General features: G+C 67.3%; 24 protein-coding genes. 15 read left to right on the plus strand and 9 right to left on the minus strand.

Annotation, left to right across the window (positions count from 1 at the left end):
• Positions 1-16: 16 nt before the first annotated feature.
• Positions 17-592: a TetR/AcrR family transcriptional regulator gene (locus tag EV646_RS12440; RefSeq protein WP_132147881.1), complete on the minus strand. Its 576-nt coding sequence runs from the start codon at positions 590-592 to the stop codon at positions 17-19.
• 65 nt (positions 593-657) lie between these two features.
• Between EV646_RS12440 and EV646_RS12445 the strand changes: the two genes are divergently transcribed.
• Together EV646_RS12445 and EV646_RS12450 are read left to right on the plus strand one after the other, a co-directional pair.
• The gene (locus tag EV646_RS12445; RefSeq protein ID WP_132147883.1) at positions 658-1,332 is read left to right on the plus strand and encodes a maleylpyruvate isomerase family mycothiol-dependent enzyme; all 675 of its coding nucleotides are present in this window, start codon (positions 658-660) and stop codon (positions 1,330-1,332) included.
• Between the two features lie 394 nt (positions 1,333-1,726).
• Entirely contained in the window at positions 1,727-2,725 is a 999-nt protein-coding gene (locus EV646_RS12450) for a LacI family DNA-binding transcriptional regulator (protein ID WP_132147885.1), read from the plus strand.
• Positions 2,726-2,951: 226 nt separating this feature from the next.
• Here the strand turns inward: EV646_RS12450 and EV646_RS12455 are convergent, their stop codons facing one another.
• Positions 2,952-3,833: a Rossmann-fold NAD(P)-binding domain-containing protein gene (locus EV646_RS12455; protein WP_132147887.1), complete on the minus strand. Its 882-nt coding sequence runs from the start codon at positions 3,831-3,833 to the stop codon at positions 2,952-2,954.
• A complete protein-coding gene (locus EV646_RS12460; RefSeq protein ID WP_132147889.1) occupies positions 3,830-4,666 on the minus strand; it encodes a phosphotransferase family protein in 837 nt (278 codons plus the stop codon). The genes EV646_RS12455 and EV646_RS12460 overlap by 4 nt, the downstream gene beginning before the upstream one ends.
• 78 nt (positions 4,667-4,744) lie before the next feature.
• Here EV646_RS12460 and dapD point away from each other — a divergent pair, with 78 nt between their 5' ends.
• The 3 genes from dapD (at position 4,745) to EV646_RS12475 (ending at position 7,301) form a co-directional block, all read left to right on the plus strand.
• Positions 4,745-5,674 carry a 2,3,4,5-tetrahydropyridine-2,6-dicarboxylate N-succinyltransferase gene (dapD, locus tag EV646_RS12465; RefSeq protein ID WP_132147891.1) on the plus strand — a complete coding sequence of 310 codons (930 nt, stop codon included), beginning with the start codon at positions 4,745-4,747 and terminating at the stop codon, positions 5,672-5,674.
• Positions 5,675-5,777: 103 nt separating this feature from the next.
• Entirely contained in the window at positions 5,778-6,755 is a 978-nt protein-coding gene (locus EV646_RS12470) for a VldE C-terminal domain-containing protein (protein ID WP_132147893.1), read from the plus strand.
• Positions 6,756-6,803: 48 nt separating this feature from the next.
• Entirely contained in the window at positions 6,804-7,301 is a 498-nt protein-coding gene (locus EV646_RS12475; RefSeq protein ID WP_132147895.1) for a hypothetical protein, read from the plus strand.
• A gap of 36 nt (positions 7,302-7,337) precedes the next feature.
• Here EV646_RS12475 and fdxA read toward each other — a convergent pair whose 3' ends face one another.
• Positions 7,338-7,664, minus strand: coding sequence for a ferredoxin (fdxA, locus tag EV646_RS12480; RefSeq protein WP_012923087.1), 327 nt, complete (start codon positions 7,662-7,664; stop codon positions 7,338-7,340).
• A gap of 115 nt (positions 7,665-7,779) precedes the next feature.
• On the opposite strand from fdxA, the gene EV646_RS12485 reads away from it, so the two are divergent.
• Complete coding sequence (locus EV646_RS12485; RefSeq protein ID WP_422386710.1) at positions 7,780-8,718, plus strand: GNAT family N-acetyltransferase; 939 nt, start codon at positions 7,780-7,782, stop codon at positions 8,716-8,718.
• Between the two features lie 20 nt (positions 8,719-8,738).
• Complete coding sequence (locus EV646_RS12490) at positions 8,739-9,173, plus strand: type II toxin-antitoxin system PemK/MazF family toxin (protein WP_132147897.1); 435 nt, start codon at positions 8,739-8,741, stop codon at positions 9,171-9,173.
• 36 nt (positions 9,174-9,209) lie between these two features.
• On the opposite strand, the gene EV646_RS12495 is transcribed toward EV646_RS12490, so the two are convergent.
• The 5 genes from EV646_RS12495 to EV646_RS12515 all read right to left on the minus strand — a co-directional run bounded on the left by EV646_RS12495 (position 9,210) and on the right by EV646_RS12515 (position 13,451).
• Positions 9,210-10,982, minus strand: coding sequence for a VanW family protein (locus EV646_RS12495; protein ID WP_132147899.1), 1,773 nt, complete (start codon positions 10,980-10,982; stop codon positions 9,210-9,212).
• 105 nt (positions 10,983-11,087) lie between these two features.
• On the minus strand, positions 11,088-11,594 hold the full coding sequence (locus tag EV646_RS12500; RefSeq protein ID WP_132147901.1) for a flavin reductase family protein: 507 nt from the start codon (positions 11,592-11,594) through the stop codon (positions 11,088-11,090).
• 69 nt (positions 11,595-11,663) lie between these two features.
• Positions 11,664-12,575, minus strand: coding sequence for an N-acetyl-1-D-myo-inositol-2-amino-2-deoxy-alpha-D-glucopyranoside deacetylase (gene mshB, locus EV646_RS12505; protein WP_132147903.1), 912 nt, complete (start codon positions 12,573-12,575; stop codon positions 11,664-11,666).
• Positions 12,576-12,619: 44 nt separating this feature from the next.
• Positions 12,620-12,931 carry a response regulator transcription factor gene (locus EV646_RS12510; protein ID WP_132147905.1) on the minus strand — a complete coding sequence of 104 codons (312 nt, stop codon included), beginning with the start codon at positions 12,929-12,931 and terminating at the stop codon, positions 12,620-12,622.
• A 151-nt stretch (positions 12,932-13,082) separates the two neighbouring features.
• Positions 13,083-13,451, minus strand: a complete 369-nt coding sequence (locus tag EV646_RS12515) for a (deoxy)nucleoside triphosphate pyrophosphohydrolase (protein WP_132147907.1) — start codon at positions 13,449-13,451, stop codon at positions 13,083-13,085.
• Positions 13,452-13,512: 61 nt separating this feature from the next.
• Here EV646_RS12515 and EV646_RS12520 point away from each other — a divergent pair, with 61 nt between their 5' ends.
• The 8 genes from EV646_RS12520 (at position 13,513) to EV646_RS12555 (ending at position 21,126) form a co-directional block, all read left to right on the plus strand.
• Positions 13,513-14,139, plus strand: coding sequence for a hypothetical protein (locus tag EV646_RS12520; RefSeq protein WP_132147909.1), 627 nt, complete (start codon positions 13,513-13,515; stop codon positions 14,137-14,139).
• 107 nt (positions 14,140-14,246) lie between these two features.
• A complete protein-coding gene (locus EV646_RS12525) occupies positions 14,247-14,540 on the plus strand; it encodes a hypothetical protein (protein WP_132147911.1) in 294 nt (97 codons plus the stop codon).
• A complete protein-coding gene (locus EV646_RS12530) occupies positions 14,540-15,340 on the plus strand; it encodes a hypothetical protein (protein ID WP_132147913.1) in 801 nt (266 codons plus the stop codon). The genes EV646_RS12525 and EV646_RS12530 overlap by 1 nt, the downstream gene beginning before the upstream one ends.
• 18 nt (positions 15,341-15,358) lie before the next feature.
• On the plus strand, positions 15,359-17,239 hold the full coding sequence (locus EV646_RS12535) for a fumarate reductase/succinate dehydrogenase flavoprotein subunit (RefSeq protein ID WP_132147915.1): 1,881 nt from the start codon (positions 15,359-15,361) through the stop codon (positions 17,237-17,239).
• Positions 17,236-17,988: a succinate dehydrogenase/fumarate reductase iron-sulfur subunit gene (locus EV646_RS12540; RefSeq protein WP_132147922.1), complete on the plus strand. Its 753-nt coding sequence runs from the start codon at positions 17,236-17,238 to the stop codon at positions 17,986-17,988. Before EV646_RS12535 ends, EV646_RS12540 begins: the two co-directional genes overlap by 4 nt.
• A 269-nt stretch (positions 17,989-18,257) precedes the next feature.
• A complete protein-coding gene (locus tag EV646_RS12545; RefSeq protein WP_132147924.1) occupies positions 18,258-19,676 on the plus strand; it encodes an MFS transporter in 1,419 nt (472 codons plus the stop codon).
• Positions 19,677-19,731: 55 nt separating this feature from the next.
• The gene (locus EV646_RS12550) at positions 19,732-20,019 is read left to right on the plus strand and encodes a 4a-hydroxytetrahydrobiopterin dehydratase (protein WP_132147926.1); all 288 of its coding nucleotides are present in this window, start codon (positions 19,732-19,734) and stop codon (positions 20,017-20,019) included.
• Between the two features lie 75 nt (positions 20,020-20,094).
• Positions 20,095-21,126 carry a WD40/YVTN/BNR-like repeat-containing protein gene (locus EV646_RS12555; RefSeq protein ID WP_132147928.1) on the plus strand — a complete coding sequence of 344 codons (1,032 nt, stop codon included), beginning with the start codon at positions 20,095-20,097 and terminating at the stop codon, positions 21,124-21,126.
• The last annotated feature ends 16 nt before the right edge of the window (positions 21,127-21,142 follow it).

Here is a 21,142-nt window from a genome sequence, read left to right on the forward strand (position 1 = left end):
GAGAGCGCCGTAGGGTTTAGAGGCCGGCGAGTGCGGTGTCGATGACTCCGTAGAGGACCGGCCGGTCGAAGGTCTTGGCCATCACCCGCAGGCCCATGATGGTGTTCATCAGGAACCGCGCCTGAGCGCGGGCGTCGACCCCGGCGGCGACGTCACCATCCCGCTGGCCTCGCTCGATCCGTTCGGCGAGCAACTCGATCGTGTGCTCCTCGGCACGACGGACCACGCGGGTGGCCTCTTCGTCGCGCCCGCCGAGCTCCAGTGCCGTGTTGGCGGCGAGGCAACCGCGCCGTACCGGACCGTCCAGATCGACGTCCACTATGAACCTCAAGTACGCGCGGATGCCTTCTTTGGCGGTCTCAGCCCGGGCCATGAACTCGCCGGTCAGCTCACGACCGGCACGGTCGTACAGGTCGAGCGCCTTGCCGAACAGCTCACGCTTGGAGCCGAACGCGTTGTACAGACTGCCTTTGGCGACACCGGTGGCTTCGGCGAGGTCGGCAGGAGAGGTCGCACCGTAGCCCTTCGTCCAGAACGTCTCCATCGCCTGCGCGATCGCCACGTCCGGTTCGAACTTCTTCGGCCTGCCCACGTGGCCAACCTAACCTGTTTTTGACCCCAAGGTCAAATACCCGCCCATCTCCTAAGGTGATCGTCATGCGTGATGTGCGACCTGAGGTGAAGGCGGCTGTTCAGACGATCAACGACGCCGTGGCCGGCGTGGACGAGGACGCCGTACGTGCGCCGTCCGGGTTGCCCGGGTGGTCCCGCGGCCACGTCATCACGCACGTCGCCAACTTCAGCGAGGCGATGACGCGGCAGGTCGAGGAGGCACTGCAGGGCCGCCTGATCGAGGTGTACGACGGCGGCCGGCCAGCGCGCGACGCCGCAATCGAAGCCGGCGCCGGACGGCCGGCAGACGAGCTTCGTGTGCACCTCCTAGAGGCGACTTCTGCGCTGACCGCCGCCTGGGACAAGGTCGGCGCGGACGACTGGCAGCGCCCGATCAAGCACCGCGACAGCAACCTGGCCGCCGGCATCTACGCCACCTGGCGCGAGCTCGCCGTCCACACCACCGACCTCGCCCTGGCCCCAACCCCCAACGACTGGCCAACCGAGTTCTGCCTCCACCTCCTGGACTTCCTCCGCCCCCGCACCCCCGAAAACATCCACCTGATCCTCCAAGCCGACAACGGCACCACCTGGGAGAACGGCACCGGGCAAGACCACGTCCTCGCCGGGAAACTCACCGACCTCACCGCCTGGTACGCAGGCCGCACCACCCCCGGCCCGATCCAGGGCCCAACTCCCGATCTCCTCCCCTGGCCCTAGCGATCCACCCCGCGGCAGACAGTGGAGGGCTTCTTGCGCTATTTCGCGAAAACCCTCCACTGTCGACAGCAAAACCCTCCACAGTCCACCCGCACACCACTCACCCCACCACCCAGTCGCTACCTCTCGACAGCACCGACCGGGACGACGTTCCCCATACATCCACCCACCCATCAAGCACGAGCGGGACAACCGCTGAGCTGGCCCCGACTGGGCAGCCCGGGTCAGCCGACCGTGACGTCGACAACGGTGAACGGTGCCGCCTCCATCGCGCCGGATCGCGCCGCTGCGCTGGCGCTGCTTGCCGTGACCATGACTCCGCGGACGTCGTGAGATCCTTTCCCGGATCGGGGTTAAAGTGCGATCCAGACGACCACGCCAGCGGGGAGCGAACATGACGACGATCTACGACGTAGCGCGTAGATCCGGCGTCTCACCGGCCACCGTGTCGCGGGTGCTGAGCGGCCGGCGCAACGTGGATGCGGAGCTGTCCGAAAAGGTCCGCGCCGCGGTCGCCGAGCTCGGCTACCGCCCCAACGGCGTGGCCAGAAACCTCCGTAAGGCCAGCACGAATCTGTGGGCCGTTGTCATCTCCGACATCGAGAACCCGTTCTTCACCTCGCTCGTGCGTGGCCTGGAGGACGTCGCCCAGACCGAGGGCTATCACGTCGTACTGTGCAACTCCGACGAGGACGCGGCGAAGGAAGCGGCGTACGCATCCGCGGTGCTGACCGAGCAGATGGCCGGAGTGGTGATCTCCCCGACCAGTACGGCGGAGGGCGTGCAGCAGCTGGCGGATGCCAAGATCCCGATGGTGCTGATCGACCGCCGGGTCGACGGTGTCGAGGCCGACACGGTGCTGGTCGACAACGAGCACGGCGCGACCGAGGGTGTGAAGCACCTGATCGACGGCGGCTACCAGCGGATCGCATGCATCACCGGCCCACGGCGGGTTTCTACGGCGATGGATCGGTTGGCTGGTTACCGTGCCGCGCTGCGCACCGGCGGCATCCGCTACAACAAGGACCTGGTCCGGCACGCCGACTTCCGTGAGGCCGGCGGGTATGCCGCGATGGAAAGCCTGCTCGAACTGGGCGAACCACCCGAGGCGCTGTTCGCCGCCAACAACCTGATGACCGTCGGCGCGCTGGAATGCCTGGCCAAGAAAGCCCTCCGCGCCCCCGACGACATCGCCGTCGTCGGCTTCGACGACATCCCGTGGGCCGACCTCGTCGTCCCCAGCCTCACCACCGTCGCCCAGCCGACTTACGAACTAGGCCGCACCGCAGGGTTGCTTCTGAAAGACCGCATCGCCTCCCCCGGCCGCCCACCGTCCACCGTCACCCTCCGCACCGAACTCCACATCCGAGCCACCTCCGCCCCCCGCACCTAGCTCGAACTGCTGAACGTAAGTCCACGAGGCCTTCGCTCGCAGGCTCAGTCGGAAAGTGCCATCAACAGTTTGGGGAGTTCTACCGACCGATTCGGGAGGGTAACGCTCCCCGGTCGGGCTCGAAAGGATCCGCAGGTCCTCACCTTGAGCATCCACCAACCAGATTTCATCCACTCACGTGGTTGGTCGGTGCTCAAGGCGCGCAGATGCCCCTGGTCGGGCGTGCTCAGTGAGGTGGTGGGGGTGGGGTGTTGCCGGCGCGGATCCAGTTGATGTAGTCGCGGGCGGTGTGCTCAGGTGGTCTGAGGGTTAGGCCGGCTGTGAGGGCTCGGGTGTTGTCGAGTTGGAAGAGGCCTTCGTCGGCTAGGTGGAAACGGTCCTCGGCTGGGGACCAGTTGATGGGTGGGGAGTTTGGTACGACGGAGCGCCAGGTCTCGGCCAGGGCTGAGATCGTGGTGCTGTGGCTGACGGCGTTGTACGGGCCTGGGTGGCGGTCGACGGTGAGGCGTAGGAGAAAGGCGGCCAGGTCGCGGGCGTCGATGTACTGGATGGGCTGGTCGGGGCGGGCGGCACATTCCATGGGTTTGCCGTGGGCAAGTGCTTCGCCCCAGTTGCCGAAGTCGGGGTTGTAGGGGCCGACGACGAAGCCGGAGCGGACGGCAGCTGTGCGGTCGCCGAAGTGGGCCTCGAGCAACGATTCGCAGCGGACCTTCGAGGGGCCGTAGAGGTCCATGGTGAAGTGGTCTTCGGGTGCACCGTGCGGCCAGGCGAGCAGCCGACCGTCCTCGGTCATACCAGGGGTTGCCTTGTCGGCATAGACCGCAATCGAGGACATGTAGGTGTAGTGGCCGACGCGGTCCCGCAGCAGTTCGGCGCTTCGTCGTACGTCGTGGACGAGGAAGCCGGACATGTCGATCACGCCGTCCCACTCGCCTGACTTCAACGCATCGGGCGCCGCACGCTCGCCGACCAGGTGTTCAACCGAGGGAAACAGTCCAGGGTTGGTGAGGCCGCGGTTGAAGAGAGTGATGTCGTGGCCGGCTTTCAAGGCTGCTTCGACGACGTGGCGTCCGAGGTTCTTGGTGCCGCCGAGGACGAGCAGTTTCACGCGAGCTTCTCCACCACGTCGGCGAGTTCGGTGAGCAGTCCGTCGATCCAGTTCTTCGACTCCGGGATCGTGCGCAGGCCTTCTTCGACGATGAACGTCAACGCGATCAGGAAAAAGCAACCGCCGCCGGCCAGCAGTTGCCGTTCGACCAGCTCCGAATCGGTGCCGCTGGCATCGATGTACCGGGCAACGATCGCCTCACGGTCGTGGCCGAGAGCAACGGCATCCCGGATCAACGTGTAGAGGTCGCTCAGATGCGGCGCCACGTAAGCGCCCGGCCAGTCGATCGCGGTCCAACGAGAACCGTCGGTGACCAGATTCTTCGGCACGAAGTCACCGTGGACGACGGCCGTCGGCGCTTCCCGGTGCAGCGCAGCCAGAGCCTCGACAAGTGGCCCGAGATCGAAGTCGATCCGTCCAATCCGGCCGGCCAGCTCCTTCACCCGCTCAGGTGGGAACTCACTCGGCTGCCCAACCGGCTTGGACCGAATCGCCGCCGACAGCTCAGCAGCAGCGAGAAAACCCTCAGCCGTCGGCTCCTGTTCCAGCGTGACTCGTCCGGCATCCTCCAGCACCAGAACGCCCGAGGATGCGTGGATCAGTCGCGGTGCCGGCAGCTCCAGCGGGATCACGATCCGCTCGTACACGGTCCCCTCGCCGTACTGACCGTCGCTTCCCCGCTTCGCGATCACGCTGCGGAGGCCGTACGACAGCCGCCATACCTCCGACGAACCCCACTGCCTGAGCAGCTCGCCGTGTAGCTCTTCCAGCGACGGTGACTTGGCTTCCTGTAGTACCGGATCGGCGACAGTCTCGAGCCAGTCGGGAAGCATCCGAGAAGTACATCACGCCCGCCGCCCGCATGGTGGTCTATTTATGGCCGGTTGAGCACGTCTGGCAGGCTTTGGGGCATGACCACGCACGCCTGGGGCTTCGGCCTCGCCACCGTGACCGCCACCGGTACCGTCCTCGACGTCTGGTACCCCGCCCCCGAGCTCGGCACCAAGCCGGACGACGCGAAGGCGCCGGCCGAGCTGATCGCCGCCGAGGGCAACGACGAGCTGCGGCAGGTACGGCGTGAGGTCGTGTCGGCCGAGATCACCCTGGAAGAGGCCCCGGCCGGTACGGCGGATGCGTACCTGCGGCTGCACCTGCTGTCGCACCGCCTGGTCCGCCCGCACGGTCTCAACCTCGACGGCATCTTCGGCGCCCTGCCGAACAACGCGTGGACGTCGCTCGGCCCGGTCCCGGTCGACGAGATCGAGCAGGTCCGGCTGCGGGCCCGGGCGGCCGGGCAGTACCTGACCGTCACGAGTGTCGACAAATTCCCACGGATGACGGACTACGTCGTACCGACCGGGGTGCGGATCGCCGACGCCGACCGGGTCCGGCTCGGCGCGCACCTGGCCGAGGGCACCACCGTGATGCACGAGGGGTTCGTGAACTTCAACGCCGGCACGCTCGGTACGTCGATGGTCGAAGGACGGATCGTGGCCGGAGTCGTGGTCGACGACGGCAGCGACATCGGTGCGGGCGCCTCGATCATGGGCACGCTGTCCGGTGGCGGGAAGCAGGTTGTGTCGATCGGCAAGCGCTGCCTGGTCGGCGCGAACGGCGGCACCGGTATCTCGCTCGGCGACGACAGCGTGGTCGAGGCCGGCCTCTACGTGACCGCAGGCACCAAGGTCACGCTCCCGGACGGCACCGTGGTCAAGGCGCGCGACCTTTCCGGCCAGCCTGGGCTGCTGTTCATCCGCAACTCCACCACCGGCGTCGTCGAGGTGCGGCAGCGGAAGGGCGAGGGCATCGCGCTGAACGAAGCCCTGCACGCCAACGCGTGACAGAGCTCAACCAAGGCGCCAACCAACTCGCAGCCCAGCACGTCAACCACTTCGTGACCCTGCGAGTGGAACCCGGCCCCCGCCCCCGGACGTTGAGAGCGGTATGGCGATGAAGCGGGGCACTGTCGTCACCTTGGGTGCTATCGGCGTGCTCGCGTTGGCGATCGGGGCCGCGGTCAACTGGGTCGGAAAGTCCGGACTCCCCCAGCTGCTGCCGCCGCCGGAGCAGTGCACGGCGACGGTCAACGGGACGACCGTGGAGCTGGACCTCGAGCAGGCCGAGTCGGCCGCGATCATCGCGGGAGTCGCCGTACGACGGGGATTGCCGGCTCGGGCGGCCACGATCGCCCTCGCGACGGCGTACCAGGAGTCGGGGCTGCGGAATCTGGCCCACGGGGACCGGGACTCGCTCGGGCTGTTCCAGCAGCGGCCGTCGCAGGGCTGGGGCACCGCGGTGCAGGTGCGCGACCCGCACTACGCGGCCGGGAAGTTCTACGACGCGCTGGTGAAGATCAAGAACTACCAGACGCTCGCGGTCACGGTCGCGGCTGACCGGGTCCAGCGGAGCGCGTTCCCGAACGCGTACGCCGACCACGAGGAGGACGCGCGGATCCTGGCTTCGGCGCTGACCGGGCATTCGAAGAGTGCGTTCAGCTGCACGGTGAACACGGACTCGGTGGCGCAGGAAGCGATCGGGCCGAACGGCCTGACGCCGCGCGCGGACGCCGTACGGCGGGATCTGCTCGAGACCTTCGGGAAGTTGTCGACGGGTGGATATGCGCCCGGCGGGGTGCGGTCCGGGCACATGGAGGGGTCGGCGCATTACGAGGGGCGGGCCGTGGATGTGTTCGTACGGCCGATCTCGACGGCCAACACCACCAAGGGGTGGGCGATGGCGCAGTACCTGGTCGCGCGGGCTGAGCTGCTGAACATCCGCACGGTCATCTTCAGCGACAAGATCTGGACGTCCGGCGGGCGGTCGGACAGCGGCTGGCGCGACTACACCCCACCCGCGCGCTCAGGCGATCCAGCCATCGTCCGCCACCTCGACCATGTCCACGTGGACGTCGTCGAATCGTGACTCTTCGCGTCTGAAGGATTTCTGAAGGTAGGCGCTCATGCTGAACGCATGGCGAATCCTGGGGGCCTGCACCGGCCGAATCTGTTGTTCAACCTGATCGGCCTGGTGCTGATCGTGGGTGGTCTCAGCGTGGTGGTCTACGGCCTCGCCGATGCGTACCGGGTGATGCAGGGGCACGACCCGTTCCGTGGTGACGGTCCGCCGGTGGAGGTGGCGGATGGGATGACGCTCGCGTTCTGGGGAGTCATCGTCTTCACCATCGGCCGCTACTTCTGGCGCGGGGCCCGGAGGCGGGGCGCCCGGGACCGCTTCGGCCGGCTGCTGATCATCACCGGGTACGTGCTGGTCGGAGCCGGGCTCGACGGCTGCATGCACACCGCGGTGGGCCTGTGGACGGCCTCGAACGATGAAGCCCAGTCGGTCGTCGTCCGGTCCGTGATCATCTTCTGCGTCTGGGGCATCCCCGGAGCCGTACTCGCGGCCATCGGCTTCAAACTCGCCAACGAGAAGGCCCTGGCCCAAGCGGGAGTCGACGCAGGTTTCTAGGCCGGCGTGGGATGCACGCCGGCCGTACTCAACAAATTACTCGTCGTGTTCCTGCGGGGGCAGGGCCGCGATGAACGGGTGGTCCTTGTCGATCTTGCCCAGCTTGGACGCGCCGCCCGGGGAACCCAGGTCGTTGAAGAAGTCGACGTTCGCGGTGTAGTAGTCCTTCCACTGCTCCGGGGTGTCGTCCTCGTAGTAGATCGCCTCCACCGGGCAGACCGGCTCGCAGGCTCCGCAGTCGACGCACTCGTCGGGGTGGATGTACAGCATCCGGTTGCCCTCGTAGATGCAGTCGACGGGGCATTCCTCGACACACGCGAGGTCCTTCAGGTCAACACACGGCTGCGCGATGACGTAGGTCACTGCTACTCCTCCTATGGCAGGCAAGCGCAGCGGGGATCTGGGGTGCTGCGATGCGGTGATGCTCGGTATTTAGTATCACGGTAGTCCTTCGCCCACTCTGCCAGGAGTCCGCATCGTGTCAGGCCCCCAATCAGGCCTCAGAGCCCGTGATATCGGCCACCGTGTCGTCGTCCGGCACCGGATCCCCGGCGGTCTCACCGACGTGATCGGCGTGCTGCAATCCTATGACCCCTCGGGCCTTGTCGTTCGCCACGCTGACAGCAGTCTGCACCAGATACATGACGCCGATGTGACGGCCGCGAAAACCATCCCCGAGATGCCGCTGCGCCCGGTGGACCTGGAGCAGTTGTTCCTCACCACCGCCCTCGGCCGGCCCGCGGTCGAGACGTCGTACGTCGGCCACTGGTTGCTGCGGGCATCGTCCGGCTGGACCGGCCGGGCGAACTCGCTGCTGCCCGCGGGTGACCCCGGGATCCCCATCGAGGAAGCCCTCAAGCGCGCTGAAGCTTTCTACGCCGAACGCGGCCTGCCCCCGCTGGCGCTCACCCGCCTGGGCAGCCCAGAGGCCGAGGAACTCCTTGCCCACGGCTGGATCGACGCCCGCCCCGGGCAGTCGGACACACTCGTCCTGCACACCACGCTGGACCACGTGAACGCTTCCCCGGCGTACGACGTACTGATCGCCGAGCGGCCCGATGATGCGTGGTACGCGGCCGCTTTCGACGGGCCGGTGCCCGAGCCGGCGCCGAAGGTGATGGAGGGCGCTCCAAAGGCTGTGTTCGCCTCGATCGCGTTGGACGGCAAGCTTGTCGCCGTCGGCCGCGGCTCCATGACGGGCCATTGGCTCGGCATCGACGCCATCCGCGTCGACCCGTCGTACCGCCGCCGTGGCCTGGGGACCGCACTCCTCCAGGCGCTGGCGCGCTGGTCCGGCCCGCACGGAGGCCGCCGTACGTATCTGGAGGTCGTGGAGGAGAACGCCCCAGCCGTCACCGCCTACCGCAAGCTCGGCTACACAGAGGCGTATCGCTACCGCTACCTCACCAAAGCCTGAGCCGGTTAACCTCGGGTCCCATGGCGGATCACGTGGTGGAGCGACCTGAGTACGCCGGGGACTTCGAGGGGACGGTGCGGGTGGAGTACACGCCGCATCCGGACGACGGGGTGGCCGATCCGGGCGAGATCGTGTGGACCTGGGTGCCGTTCGAGGAGGACCACCACCGGGGTAAGGACCGGCCGGTGCTGGTGGTCGGGTCGGACGGGCCGTGGCTACTGGCGCTCATCCTGACCAGCAAGGACCACGACCGCGACGCCGCCGACGAGGCCCGCTGGGGACGCGTCTGGCTGGACATCGGCAGCGGCCCCTGGGACAAGGAGGGCCGGTCCAGCGAGGTCCGGCTGGATCGCGTCCTGCGGATCGATCCTGCTCAGGTCCGCCGGGAGGGCGCGGTGATCGGCGAGAACCTGTTCAACCAGGTCGCCGCCGAACTGCACACGCTGAAAGGCTGACCTCAGCCCGCCGGCGCGACGCCTGAAGGGCTGGCGTCAGCTCGGCGGGCGGGTGGTCGTGGTCGGCTTGCCCATTCCAGGCGGTGTGCTGGACGTCGGCGGCGTGGGCGTCGTACCGGGCTTGGGGCCGCAGCGGATGTCGTCGGCGGCGTTGTACTTGGTGGTGAAGGACTCGGTCTTCACCCGGACGCCGTTCTTCGAGAAGTACCGGTAGATGGTGATGTCGAACCCGGCGCTCGGGGCCTGGGTCCGGCAGTTCGACTCGGTGTTGTAGACGACGCTGGGCTGGCGGGGGTTCGACCGCGCCGACTGACCGGCGGTGATGTCCCAGACCTTGGTGCCCCAGATCTTCACCGTGATGGCGCCCTGGTTGCCCGGCGTGGACGCCTTGAAGATCGTCTGCACGTAGATCCCGTGGCCGGAGTCGTTCAGGAACTTCATGTCGACCGACGGCCACGCCACGGTGGCCTCCCGGCCGACCGGATAGCGGCTGATGTAAACGCTGTGCGCCTTGTGCTCGACGTCCTTCAACCCGGCGAAGAACGCCGCGTTGAAGGTGGTCGTGGCAGACTGCGAGACACCGCCGCCGAGGTCGAGCACGAACTTCCCGCCGCTGATGATGTTGCCCTCGGTGAACCCGTTCTCCTTGGTCCGCTCACCGACGATCTTGTTCAGGCTGAACGTCTCGCCCGGCTTCAGCAGCGTGCCGTTGATCTTGCGGGCCGCGGTGCCGATGTTGATGTTGCGGTACGGCGCGTGCGGGAAGTGGGTGGTGAACTCGCCCATCACTTCCTTGATCCCGAGCGCGGTGACCGCCTCGGTGGTGACCTTCGCCTTGCTGTGCGCGAGCCCGACCGCGGCCCGTCGCTCACCGGTCGGCTTCGGCAGGATCGAGAGGATCGCCGGCACCACCTTCGTCCGGTCGACCACCATGCCGTCGACCGCCGGGACCACCTTCGGCGTGCCACCGACGATCTGGATCGTCGCGTCCTTCGGCTGCGTCTCCAGCGACTTGAACCGCTTCTGGAACAACGGCTCGAGCAGCTTGGCGTTCAGCGTCGGCGTGAACGTCCCGTCCTTCGCGGTCAGCGTCAGCGCGGGCGCGATCTCGGCCGGGGTCAGGTCGACGGACTTCTCCCCGACGGTCAGCCGGATCGGCCCGGACATGGCCGGTTCGGCGTAATCCTTCATCGCCTTGTCGATCGCATCGGTGCCTGCCTGCGGCTGGGTCACGCTGACGGGCAGCTCGGCCGGAGTGCCGTCGGCCGGGTAGGCCGCGAGCAACGTGTCGGTCGCCTTCGCGTTGTCCAACTGGAGCCCGTCGGCGGGCGCGTGCTGGACGGCCTTGGCGTCCGCGAAGGTGATGGTGCCCTCGGTGGCGGGGCGGTTCACCTGGGTCGCGAGCTTGGTGACCGCGGCCTGCAGCTTGGCGTCGTCCGTCTTGACCACCGGCTGGATCGCGTCGCCGCCGGTCAGCGCCTGCAAGATCCGCCCGGGGGCCAGGCTGCGGCCCGCGCCGGCGGCCTCGATGGTGGCGTCCACGTCCAGGCTGAGCCCGGCGTCGGCCGGCTTCACCTGGAAGTTCGACTCGCCTGCCTTGAGCTTGATCGGCTCGGCCAGGCGGTCCTTGAGGCCGGCCTCAAGTTTGGCCTTGGCGTCGCTCTCCGACAGCCCACCCACCGGGATGCCGAGCACGGTGGTGTCACCGGGGATCTTGTCACCGGCGAAGGCGAAGGCCGCCCCGTATCCCACCACGAGCACACCAAGCCCTGCCGCGGCGATGATCCCCGCGAGCTGCTTTCTCCCCACCGGACAGAGTCCTCCTGCTCGAAGCCGTATGACAGGCTGCGCCCTCACCGGACACAAGGGCACATCCTACGGGAAGCAGGAGACCATCTCAGGCCACGGGCTGCCCTACAGACCGCGGTAGCGGCTCTCGTAGTAGATGAGGGCACTCGGGTCCCCCGGCTCGCCGACTCCCAGGCTCAATACCTCGCCGACCACGATGGTGTGATCGCCCCCGTCGTACGTCGCCCAGGTCCGGCACTCCAGCCATGAGAGCGCTCCCTCGACCAGCGTGCAGCCGGTCTTCGGACCGGCCGTCGTACCGAGCCCGTCGAACTGGGTGTAGAGGTCTCGTCCCGATCGCGCGAACCGGTCCGCGATCCACTGCTGATCGCCGGCCAGCACGGACACCGCCCAGTAGCCACAGTCCAGTACGGCGTCGTGCATCCGGACGCCCTTGTCGACGCAGACCAGCACCAGCGGCGGATCCAGCGAGACGGAGGTGAACGCGTTCGCCGTCATCGCGTGCGCCACCCCGTCCTGGAGCGTGCTCATGATGGTGATCCCGGACGCGAACCGCCCCAGCGCCGCACGGAACTCCGCAGGCGTGACACTCCCACTGGGCTCCGACGACACCCCAGCAGCCTATGCCCGCACGAAGGTTGATGCCTCAACCCAGGGTGTGGATCCGGTCACGCCGCAGGCTCAGAGGCCGGCGAACAGGTCGTGCTCCAGTCCGTCCGGCCCTGGCGCGGCGGTGCCCTTGACCAGGCGATAGGCCTCCGACGCCCAGACCTCGTTGCCCAGGTTGTTGGACAGCGCGAAGAACGGCCCGTCCAGCGTGATCTGGGTGGCGTGCGCCTTGAGCGCGTTCATCTTTTGGTCGATGTACTGCGCGCCCTCGATCACGCAGTCGATGAAACGGTCCGGCGTGACGAACGGCCCGAGTGGGCCCTCCGGATCCATACCCTCGAACGTGGTCGTGTCGCCCGACTCGCGCAACTTCCGCAGGCCCTCGCGCCACCGCGACTCGACCATCGCGTTCCAGTAGATCTTCGGGATGTCCCAGGCCTCGCCCAGATCCTCCCTGTACGACGGAATGCCGGCCAGCGCGGCGGCGTAGGTCGCCACGCGGTGCGCCTGGATGTGGTCTGGGTGGCCGTAGTTCCCGTACTGGTCATACGTCACCAGCACGTGTGGGCGCAGCTCGCGGATGATCGGGATCAGGTCGTCGGCCGCGGCCAGCAGGTCGGCCTGCCAGAAGCTGTCCTTGCGGGTCTCCGGTGGGACATCGGCGTTGCCTTCGTCGTTGTAGATCATCCCGGTGTCGCGATACTTGCCCGCCGCGCCGAGGAAACGGTGGTCGGTGACACCCAGCTCGGCCATCGCCGCGGCCAGCTCGCCGATCCGGTGCTCACCAAGCTGGTCGGTCTCGCTCGAGGCCAGGTGGGACAGCTCTGGGACGAGCACCTCCCCCTCTTCGCCGAGCGTGCAGGTGATCAGCGTGACGCCGGCGCCCTCGGCCACATACCGCGCCATGGTCACACCGTTGTTGATCGTCTCGTCGTCCGGGTGGGCGTGCACCAGCAACAGCCGGCGATCAGGAAGCTCACTCATGCCAAGAAGCCTACGTCGCCGTTCGGACAAAAATCCGCGCCCGATCAGCCGAAGCGGCGGACGAGCAGGCAGCCGGCCTGGAAGCGGGACTTGGCGCCGAGGCCGGCGACCAGTGCGCTGATCTCGGCCCGGACGGTCCGCAGCGACAGGCCCAGCTCGCGCGCGATCGCCGCGTCCTTGGCACCGGTCGACATCAGCCGGCCGATCGCGATCTGCCGGCTGGTCAGGTCCTTCACCGGGGCCGGGGTACGCCGCCGCGACCCCAGCTCGTAGACCTCACAAGCCACCTCCGGCGCGCCAGAATCCCTCGATATGGCCTCTCTCCGCACCGCGGCAACGGCCTGATAGACGGCCATTCCTCACTCCTCCCCACGTTGATGCAGCGAGGAAGATTCTCCTGGGTGGTTTAGACCACTTACCAGGTACAACCCATACAGTTGACCCATACAATTCCGCTGAGTGAGCTCCCGGCGGCAATCCGTCGCATCAGAGTGTGACTTCCGCCACTCAGAGTTGGTGGAGCAGTTCCCGGACGAACGGCCGATCGGGTACCAGCCACGTCGTCTCGTCCAGCTCGTCCCGGGCGAACCAGCGCAGTTCCGCGTGCTCCCGCAGTACGGGCTCGCCGGCAACGATCGACGCCAGGTACACGTGCAATCGATGGCGCTCGTCGATCCCTACCGCCGGGCCCAGCGACGCCCCGACCTTGATCTCCAGGTCGAGTTCCTCGCGGATCTCCCGTACCGCCGCCTGCTCCTCGGTCTCGCCCGGCTCCACCTTGCCGCCGGGGAACTCCCATCCACCGTCCGGCCCGGCCCGGTAAGCAGCCAGCACCTTGCCGTCTCGCACGACGGCCACACCCACGACAATCCGCACGACGCGACTCTGCCAGACATACAAGGAAAAACTGTCGGCGGCCTCCGGCAGGATGGCCGATATGCCGTTGCAGAACAGGGTTTTACCCACTCAGGAGATCGTGGCCGAGCCGGGCCGCGGTCTGCTGATGGGCAACCGCGGCACGCTGCACGGCCCCGACCGCCAGCTCGGCATCACCCGCTGGCGCACGAAGGCGTGGATCTGCTGCGTCCTTGACTGGAAAGGGAAACAGCGCGATCCGATGCCGCCCGGGCGGTGGACAGCGCTGTTCTTCTTCGACGAAGCCGTCGCCCTCGCCGCCGGCCATCGCCCCTGTGCGTACTGCCGCCGCAGGGATTTCCTCCTGTACGCCGGAGCCTGGGCCACCGCACGCGAGCTCGACGAACGCCCACGCGCCGCGGCGATGGACGCCCAACTCCACCTGGAACGCGTCGATCCACGCACCAGACAGCAACGCACGACCATCCAGGACCTCGACGAACTCCCTGACGGCGCGATGATCCGGTACGACGGCCGCCCCGCCCTCGTGCTCGATCACCACGTGCTGCCCTGGTCCTGGGACGGGTACGGCGATCCGGTCCGTCCACCCGGGCTGCGCGAGGTCGCCGTACTCACACCACCGGCGAATCTCGTTGTGCTGAAGGGCGGATTCACTCCACTACTCCACCCGACGGCGGTCGGCAACTGAGGTAAGCCTAACTGGAAACACGCCGTACCGAGGGGTCTTCCGTTGTGCGCCCGGCAGGGGCAAAGTGTGCCCATACTGACAGCGACAAAACCATCACTGGAGTCGGCATGGGTGAAGGCAACAGCGGCGTTGCCGCAGTCGTCCGCGCGCTCGAGACACTGCACGCAGCCGTCGGGAAACTCAGCCAGGAGTACGGTGACACACTCGGCATCCGCCGGTTGGTGTCCGATGTGGCCAGGCTGAACGACGATCTGGCCGAGCTCGGCCCTCCCGACCCCCGTCACAGACCCGGACCTGTTCCGGAGGAACTCGAGGAGATTCCCGACGTGGAGTATGACGCGTCCATGTGGACCGACGCGGAGCAAGAAGGCTTCGGCGCGCCTGACAGGCACGCTCCCTGATGGCTACGGGCGTAAGCGCACCCGGTCGCGCACAGATCGGGCAGAAAACTCTAAGAACTGATCGCTGGTGGCTGGCGCCGCTGCGGATCGGCGTGATCCTGGCCTTCTTCGTCGTCTACGCGACGGTCCGGATCTTCATGAACAAGTGGTACTGGGTCGACGCCTACCACTACCTCACACCGCTGTTCTCGCCGTGTGTGACAGAGTCGTGCGTCCCGGGTTCCAGTCACCTCGGCACCTGGTTCCCGAAGTTCCCGGTGTTCATCCCGTACAGCATCATCACCTTCGCGGTGCTGGCCGGCTTCCGTGGCACCTGCTACTACTACCGCAAGGCGGGCTACCGGTCGCTGTTCTTCGCGCCGTCGGCCTGCGCGGTCCCGGAGCCGCACAAGAAGTACACCGGTGAGCGCAAGTTCCCGCTGATCGCGCTGAACCTGCACCGCTACTTCTTTTACGGCGCGCTGGTCTTCGGCCTGCTCAACGTGTACGACGGCATCCAGGCCTTCCACGGCAAGGACGGCGGCTTCGGCATCGGTCTGGGCACGGTGATCATCTGGGTCAACCTGGTGATGCTCTGGCTGTACACGCTGTCCTGCCACGCCTGCCGGCACATCGTCGGCGGCCGGCTGAAGAACTTCTCCAAGCACCCGCTGCGCTACCGGTACTGGACCTTCGTGTCCAAGCTGAACCCGAAGCACGGCACGTACGCGATGATTTCGCTGTTCACCGTGATCCTGACCGACTTCTACATCATGGCGTTGTCGGCCGGCTGGTTCTCCGACCTGCGCATCCTCAACTGATACGGACTTCTCTTCACCATGACTGAGCTGGAACGACACTCCTACGACGTCGTCGTGATCGGGGCCGGCGGCGCCGGCCTGCGTGCGGCGATCGAGGCCCGCGAGCAGGGCAAGCGCACCGCGATCGTGTGCAAGTCGCTGTTCGGCAAGGCGCACACCGTGATGGCCGAGGGCGGTTGCGCGGCCGCGATGGGCAACGCGAACTCGAACGACAACTGGCAGGTCCACTTCCGCGACACGATGCGCGGCGGCAAGTTCCTGAACAACTGGCGGATGGCCGAGCTGCATGCGCAGGAGGCCCCCGACCGGGTCTGGGAACTCGAGACGTACGGCGCTCTGTTCGACCGTACGCCGGACGGCCGGATCAGCCAGCGCAACTTCGGCGGCCACACGTACCCGCGGCTCGCGCACGTCGGCGACCGCACCGGCCTGGAGCTGATCCGCACCCTGCAGCAGAAGATCGTCTCGCTGCAGCAGGAGGACTTCGAGGCGACCGGCGACTACGAGGCCAACCTCAAAGTGTACGCCGAGTGCACCGTGACCGAGCTGTTGAAGGACGGCGACGCGATCTCCGGCGCCTTCGGGTACTGGCGCGAGTCCGGCCGCTTCATCCTGTTCGACGCACCGGCCGTCGTACTGGCGACCGGTGGAGTCGGCAAGTCCTTCAAGGTCACCTCGAACTCCTGGGAGTACACCGGTGACGGGCACGCGCTGGCGATGCGGGCCGGCGCGACGCTGATCAACATGGAGTTCATCCAGTTCCACCCGACCGGTATGGTCTGGCCGCCTTCGGTGAAGGGCATCCTGGTCACCGAGTCGGTTCGCGGCGACGGCGGCGTACTGAAGAACTCCGAAGGCAAGCGGTTCATGTTCGACTACGTGCCGGACGTGTTCCGGGCGCAGTACGCCGAGACCGAGGACGAGGCGGACCGCTGGTACAAGGACCCGGACAACAACCGGCGTCCACCGGAGCTGCTGCCGCGTGACGAGGTCGCCCGGGCGATCAACTCCGAGGTGAAGGCCGGTCGCGGTACGCCGCACGGCGGTGTCTTCCTGGACGTGTCGTCGCGACTGCCGGCCGAGGAGATCACCCGCCGGCTGCCGTCGATGCACCACCAGTTCAAGGAGCTGGCGGACGTCGACATCACCGCGGAGCCGATGGAGGTCGGACCGACCTGTCACTACGTGATGGGTGGCGTCGAGGTCGACCCGGACACGGCACAGTCCGTCGTACCAGGGCTCTTCGCGGCCGGTGAGGTCGCGGGCGGCATGCACGGATCGAACCGGCTGGGCGGCAACTCGCTGTCCGACCTGCTGGTGTTCGGGCGTCGCGCCGGGATGGGTGCGGCGATGTACGTCGACCAGCTCGGCAGCGAGCGGCCGAAGATCGCCGAGGCGGACATCGACGCGGCGGCAGCCGAGGCGCTGGCGCCGTTCGAGCTCGAGGGCGGCGAGAACCCGTACTCGATCCACCAGGAACTGCAGCAGTCGATGAACGACCTGGTCGGCATCATCCGCAAGGAAGAGGAGATGGAGCAGGCGCTCGGCCGGCTGGCCGAGTTCCGCGGCCGGATCGCGAAGATGACGGTGGAGGGCCACCGGCAGTTCAACCCCGGCTGGCACCTCGCGCTCGACCTGCGCAACATGCTGACCGTGTCGGAGTGCGTGGCGAAGGCGGCGCTGCAGCGGCAGGAGTCCCGCGGCGGTCACACCCGCGACGACTACCCGGGTATGAACGCCGACTGGCGCAAGCTGCTGCTGGTCTGCTCGCTCGACGCCGACGGCGGGGTCAATGTGGTCAAGAAGGACCAGATCCCGATGCGTGACGACCTGCTCGAACTGTTCGAACTCGATGAGCTCAAGAAGTACCTGACGGATGAGGAGCTGCCGGTTTCATGAGCTACAAAGGCAAATTCCGTGTCTGGCGGGGAGATTCCGAGGGCGGTGAGCTCAAGGACTACGAGGTCGAGGTGAACGAGGGCGAGGTCGTCCTCGACGTGATCCACCGGCTGCAGGCGACGCAGGCGCCGGACCTCGCGGTCCGGTGGAACTGCAAGGCCGGCAAGTGCGGCTCCTGCAGTGCCGAGGTCAACGGCATGCCGAAGCTGATGTGCATGTGCCGGATGAACACGTTCGCCGAGGACGAGGTCGTCACGGTCACCCCGATGCGCACCTTTCCGGTGATGCGGGACCTGGTCACCGACGTCTCGTACAACTACACCAAGGCGCGTGAGATCCCGGCCTTCAAGCCGCCGGCGGACGTGAAGCCGGGCGAGTACCGGATGCAGCAGGTGGACGTCGAGCGCTCGCAGGAGTTCCGCAAGTGCATCGAGTGCTTCCTGTGCCAGAACACCTGCCACGTGATCCGTGACCACGAGGAGAACAAGGAGAGCTTCTCCGGTCCTCGCTTCCTGATGCGGATCGCCGAGCTGGACATGCACCCGCTGGACGCGGCCGACCGGCAGAACGAGGCCCAGGAACAGCACGGCCTCGGCTTCTGCAACATCACCAAGTGCTGCACCGAGGTCTGCCCCGAGCACATCAAGATCACCGACAACGCGCTGATCCCGATGAAGGAACGCGTCGTCGACCGCAAGTACGACCCGCTGGTCTGGCTCGGCAACAAAATCCGCCGCCGCCCCGCCTGACCCCAACACCCCGAGCCCCCTGGCGCCACCCGGAGCCAGGGGGCTCACTGGGCCCCGCCCCCATCGCGCCCCTCCCCGCCACATTTGCTGGGTTCACCCATCAAATGCAGGGTTCCCCGCGCGCATCCGGACGGTGAACCCACAAGGTGGTGGGTGAACCCACCAAACGGCTCGGCGTGGGGCGGGCCTTGGGGCAGCATCGGCGAGGGCACTGCCGGTCCTCCATCTGGCTTGACTTCAAGCTCACTTGAGCTTCGAAGATGTCGGCCATGACCACGATCGACGCCTCCGCCCCGCAACGGCTGTTCAGTGGCCGTCACCTGCCGCTCGTGCTCGGCGTAGTCGGCCTCGTCACGCTCGGCGCGTTCGAGAACCGTGCCGTCGGTACGGCGTTGCCGACGATGGTGCGCGAGTTCGACGCACTCGGCAGCTTCGGGCTGGCGAACGCGGCCCCGAACGCGAGCTATCTCATCTCGCTCGCGATCGCCGGGCTGTGGTCCGACCGGCGCGGGCCGATCCCGACGCTGCGGACCGGCGCGATCGCATTCACCCTCGCGCAGCTGCTGGTCGGCACCGCGACAGCGATGCCGATGGTCGTCGCGGGCCGCTTGCTCAGCGGCTTGGCCGAAGGGCTGCTCGACGTGTCGCTGATGGTGCTGGTCGCCCGCGCGCTGCCCGCCGTACTGCGGCCGAAGATGTTCTCGCTGTTCGCGGCGATGTGGATCCTGCCGTCGGTGCTCGGTCCGGTGCTGACCGGCCTGGTCACCGAGGAGTTCGGCTGGCGGTGGGTGTTCCTGGGCGCGGTGGCTCTGATCGTGCCGAGCTGGATGCTGCTCGGCCCGGCGATGCGCCAAGCGGCCGACGCTCCGGATCCGGAGCACAGCCCCGAGGAGGTGGCGGAGCTCGAGTCTAGGCGGGCGATGTTGCCGTGGGCGCTTGCGGCGTCGGTCGCGCTGTTCTCGATGACGCTCGCTGGTGGTCATCTGGAGTCGCATCCGGTGATCGGCGGGGTGGTGATTCCGGTGGCGCTGGTGTTCCTCGGGCTGGCCGCCGTACGGGTGATGCCGAAGGGGACGTTCGTGGCGCGGCGTGGATTCCCTGCGGTGGTTGCGGTTCGCGGTCTCGGTGGTGCGGCGTTCGCAGGGGTCGGTGGTTATCTGCCGCTGCTGCTCACGTTGCAGCACAACTTCAACCCGGCACGCGCCGGGGTGACGTTGTCGATCACCGGCGTGAGCTGGGCGTTCGGGTCCTGGTTGCAGGGTCGTGAGCACGGCATCGCGAGGGTCAACGTACTGCGGTCCGGTCTCGCGTTGATGACTGTCGGCATCGCAGTCACGTCGTTGCTGGCGTGGACTGATGCGACTCCTTGGATCGGATTGATCGGCTGGTCGTTCGCCGGCATCGGGATGGGCCTGAGCTCGTCGAGCTTGTCGGTGCTCACGCTGGACCTGTCCGACCAGACGAACACCGGCCGCAACAGCAGCGCCGCCCAGATGGCCGGCACGATGAGCATCGCCACCGCCCTGGCCGTCAGCGGCACCCTCCTCGCCCTGAACTCCTCGAACCCGCAGCCATGGGTCTTCGGCGCCATCATCACCGCCGGCTCCGCCACCGCCCTGCTGGGCCTCCTCACCGCCGGCCGCGTCCGCCTTTCCGCCGCCAGCATGGTTGCCGCCAGCAACAGCTGAACCCCAGCCGGCGCCTCGGGCGGTGTGAACTCGGCAGTAGGTCTAGAGTGTCGTCATGGCTGAGCTGCTGACCGATGACCAGATCGACATGGCGATCCGTGACCACCTGCCGCAGTGGAAGGTTGTCGACAACGCGCTGGTCCGCAGCGTCAAGAAGGAAACGTTCCTGGACGGTATCCGCCTGGTCGCCACGGTCGCTCAGCTGGCAGAGTCGATGAACCACCACCCGGACATCGACATCCGCTGGACCACCATCACGTTCCGGGTCAGCAGCCACGACGCGGGCGGCATCACCGAGGACGACCTGGTCCTCGCGCGGCACATCGACACCGCGGCGGGCTGACCTCTTCACGTCATGTCGTAGGCCTGCCAGTTCGATACCTGGCCCAGTACGGCATTCCGCGCGTACATCTGGAGCATGCTCGCCACCGCCCTCGCCGCATGGCTCGTCCTTCCGCAACCCGGCTGGTTCTGGAACCGGCCGCACTGCGACACCGTGTACGGCGACGGGTCGGTGACCATCACCGAGTCCGACGGCCAGACCCTCGCCCCGACGACAGGCAGACTGCAGCCCGTCACGTACGCGAAGGTCGCCGTGCTCGAGGAACCCAACACGCTCATCACCATCGGCCGCCAGTCGATCCAGCGCTCCAGCGACGCCGGCTGCAGTTGGCAACTGCTCGACAAGACCGCCGACGACCTCAGCACGTACGACGTCGAGCCGGGCCCGGGCGACACGGCGTACATCTACAGCGTGAACGACCAGCCGATCCACCGGGTGAAGGGCAGCGCCGTCACCACCGTGCAGGGACCGAACAACGGCGGCGGCTTGGCCGCACTCGTCGCGGCCCCTGGCAAGCTCCGAGCGGTTGCCGGGGATGGTCAGGTCTACGACTCGTACGACGACGGCCTGAGCTGGCGGCGAATCGGCGTACCGGCAGCTCGCGATCTCTACCTGTACGACGCTGTCGTCGACCCTCGCAACCACGACCACATCGTCATCGGGGTGATGTCGGACGGCGTCTTCGTCACGTACGACGGCGGTCACACCTGGATCCGGTCGAAGCCGGTGAGCCGGGTGAACGCGTTCAGCCTGGCGATCTCGCCGGCGGACCCGTCGAAGGTCTGGCTGGAGGGATACGACCGGGACCGGTCGACGCGGTTCATCTGGGAGTCGGCGGACGGCGGGCTGAAGTTCGAGCCGGTGCTGGATCAGAGCCGGGCCGACCTGATCAACGGCAACAAGATGTGGGCCAGCCCGGTCGATCCGGACCTGCTCTACTTCAGCTTCGGCACCTCGTTCGCCGGCTACGGCGCCGACCTCTACCGGTTCCGGCCGTCGACGGGCGAGCTGACCAAGCAGCACAACAAGCACGACGGCATCCCCTCGCTGGCCTTCAGCCCAGCGGATCCCGGCATCCTCTACCTGGGGTTGGCCGAAGAGAGGTAAGTCTCTGCCCCGGCAA

This window comes from Kribbella antiqua (assembly GCF_004345665.1).
In the GTDB taxonomy this organism is placed as follows: domain Bacteria; phylum Actinomycetota; class Actinomycetes; order Propionibacteriales; family Kribbellaceae; genus Kribbella; species Kribbella antiqua.

Bases quoted from the DNA above. Each gene is read 5' to 3' on its own strand.
- EV646_RS12445 (WP_132147883.1), top strand. From the start codon at position 658: ATGCGTGATGTGCGACCTGAGGTGAAGGCGGCTGTTCAGACGATCAAC.
- EV646_RS12450 (WP_132147885.1), top strand. From the start codon at position 1,727: ATGACGACGATCTACGACGTAGCGCGTAGATCCGGCGTCTCACCGGCC.
- EV646_RS12460 (WP_132147889.1), bottom strand. From the start codon at position 4,666: ATGCTTCCCGACTGGCTCGAGACTGTCGCCGATCCGGTACTACAGGAA.
- dapD (WP_132147891.1), top strand. From the start codon at position 4,745: ATGACCACGCACGCCTGGGGCTTCGGCCTCGCCACCGTGACCGCCACC.
- EV646_RS12470 (WP_132147893.1), top strand. From the start codon at position 5,778: ATGGCGATGAAGCGGGGCACTGTCGTCACCTTGGGTGCTATCGGCGTG.
- EV646_RS12475 (WP_132147895.1), top strand. From the start codon at position 6,804: ATGGCGAATCCTGGGGGCCTGCACCGGCCGAATCTGTTGTTCAACCTG.
- EV646_RS12490 (WP_132147897.1), top strand. From the start codon at position 8,739: ATGGCGGATCACGTGGTGGAGCGACCTGAGTACGCCGGGGACTTCGAG.
- mshB (WP_132147903.1), bottom strand. From the start codon at position 12,575: ATGAGTGAGCTTCCTGATCGCCGGCTGTTGCTGGTGCACGCCCACCCG.
- EV646_RS12510 (WP_132147905.1), bottom strand. From the start codon at position 12,931: ATGGCCGTCTATCAGGCCGTTGCCGCGGTGCGGAGAGAGGCCATATCG.
- EV646_RS12520 (WP_132147909.1), top strand. From the start codon at position 13,513: ATGCCGTTGCAGAACAGGGTTTTACCCACTCAGGAGATCGTGGCCGAG.
- EV646_RS12525 (WP_132147911.1), top strand. From the start codon at position 14,247: ATGGGTGAAGGCAACAGCGGCGTTGCCGCAGTCGTCCGCGCGCTCGAG.
- EV646_RS12530 (WP_132147913.1), top strand. From the start codon at position 14,540: ATGGCTACGGGCGTAAGCGCACCCGGTCGCGCACAGATCGGGCAGAAA.
- EV646_RS12535 (WP_132147915.1), top strand. From the start codon at position 15,359: ATGACTGAGCTGGAACGACACTCCTACGACGTCGTCGTGATCGGGGCC.
- EV646_RS12540 (WP_132147922.1), top strand. From the start codon at position 17,236: ATGAGCTACAAAGGCAAATTCCGTGTCTGGCGGGGAGATTCCGAGGGC.
- EV646_RS12545 (WP_132147924.1), top strand. From the start codon at position 18,258: ATGACCACGATCGACGCCTCCGCCCCGCAACGGCTGTTCAGTGGCCGT.
- EV646_RS12550 (WP_132147926.1), top strand. From the start codon at position 19,732: ATGGCTGAGCTGCTGACCGATGACCAGATCGACATGGCGATCCGTGAC.
- EV646_RS12555 (WP_132147928.1), top strand. From the start codon at position 20,095: ATGCTCGCCACCGCCCTCGCCGCATGGCTCGTCCTTCCGCAACCCGGC.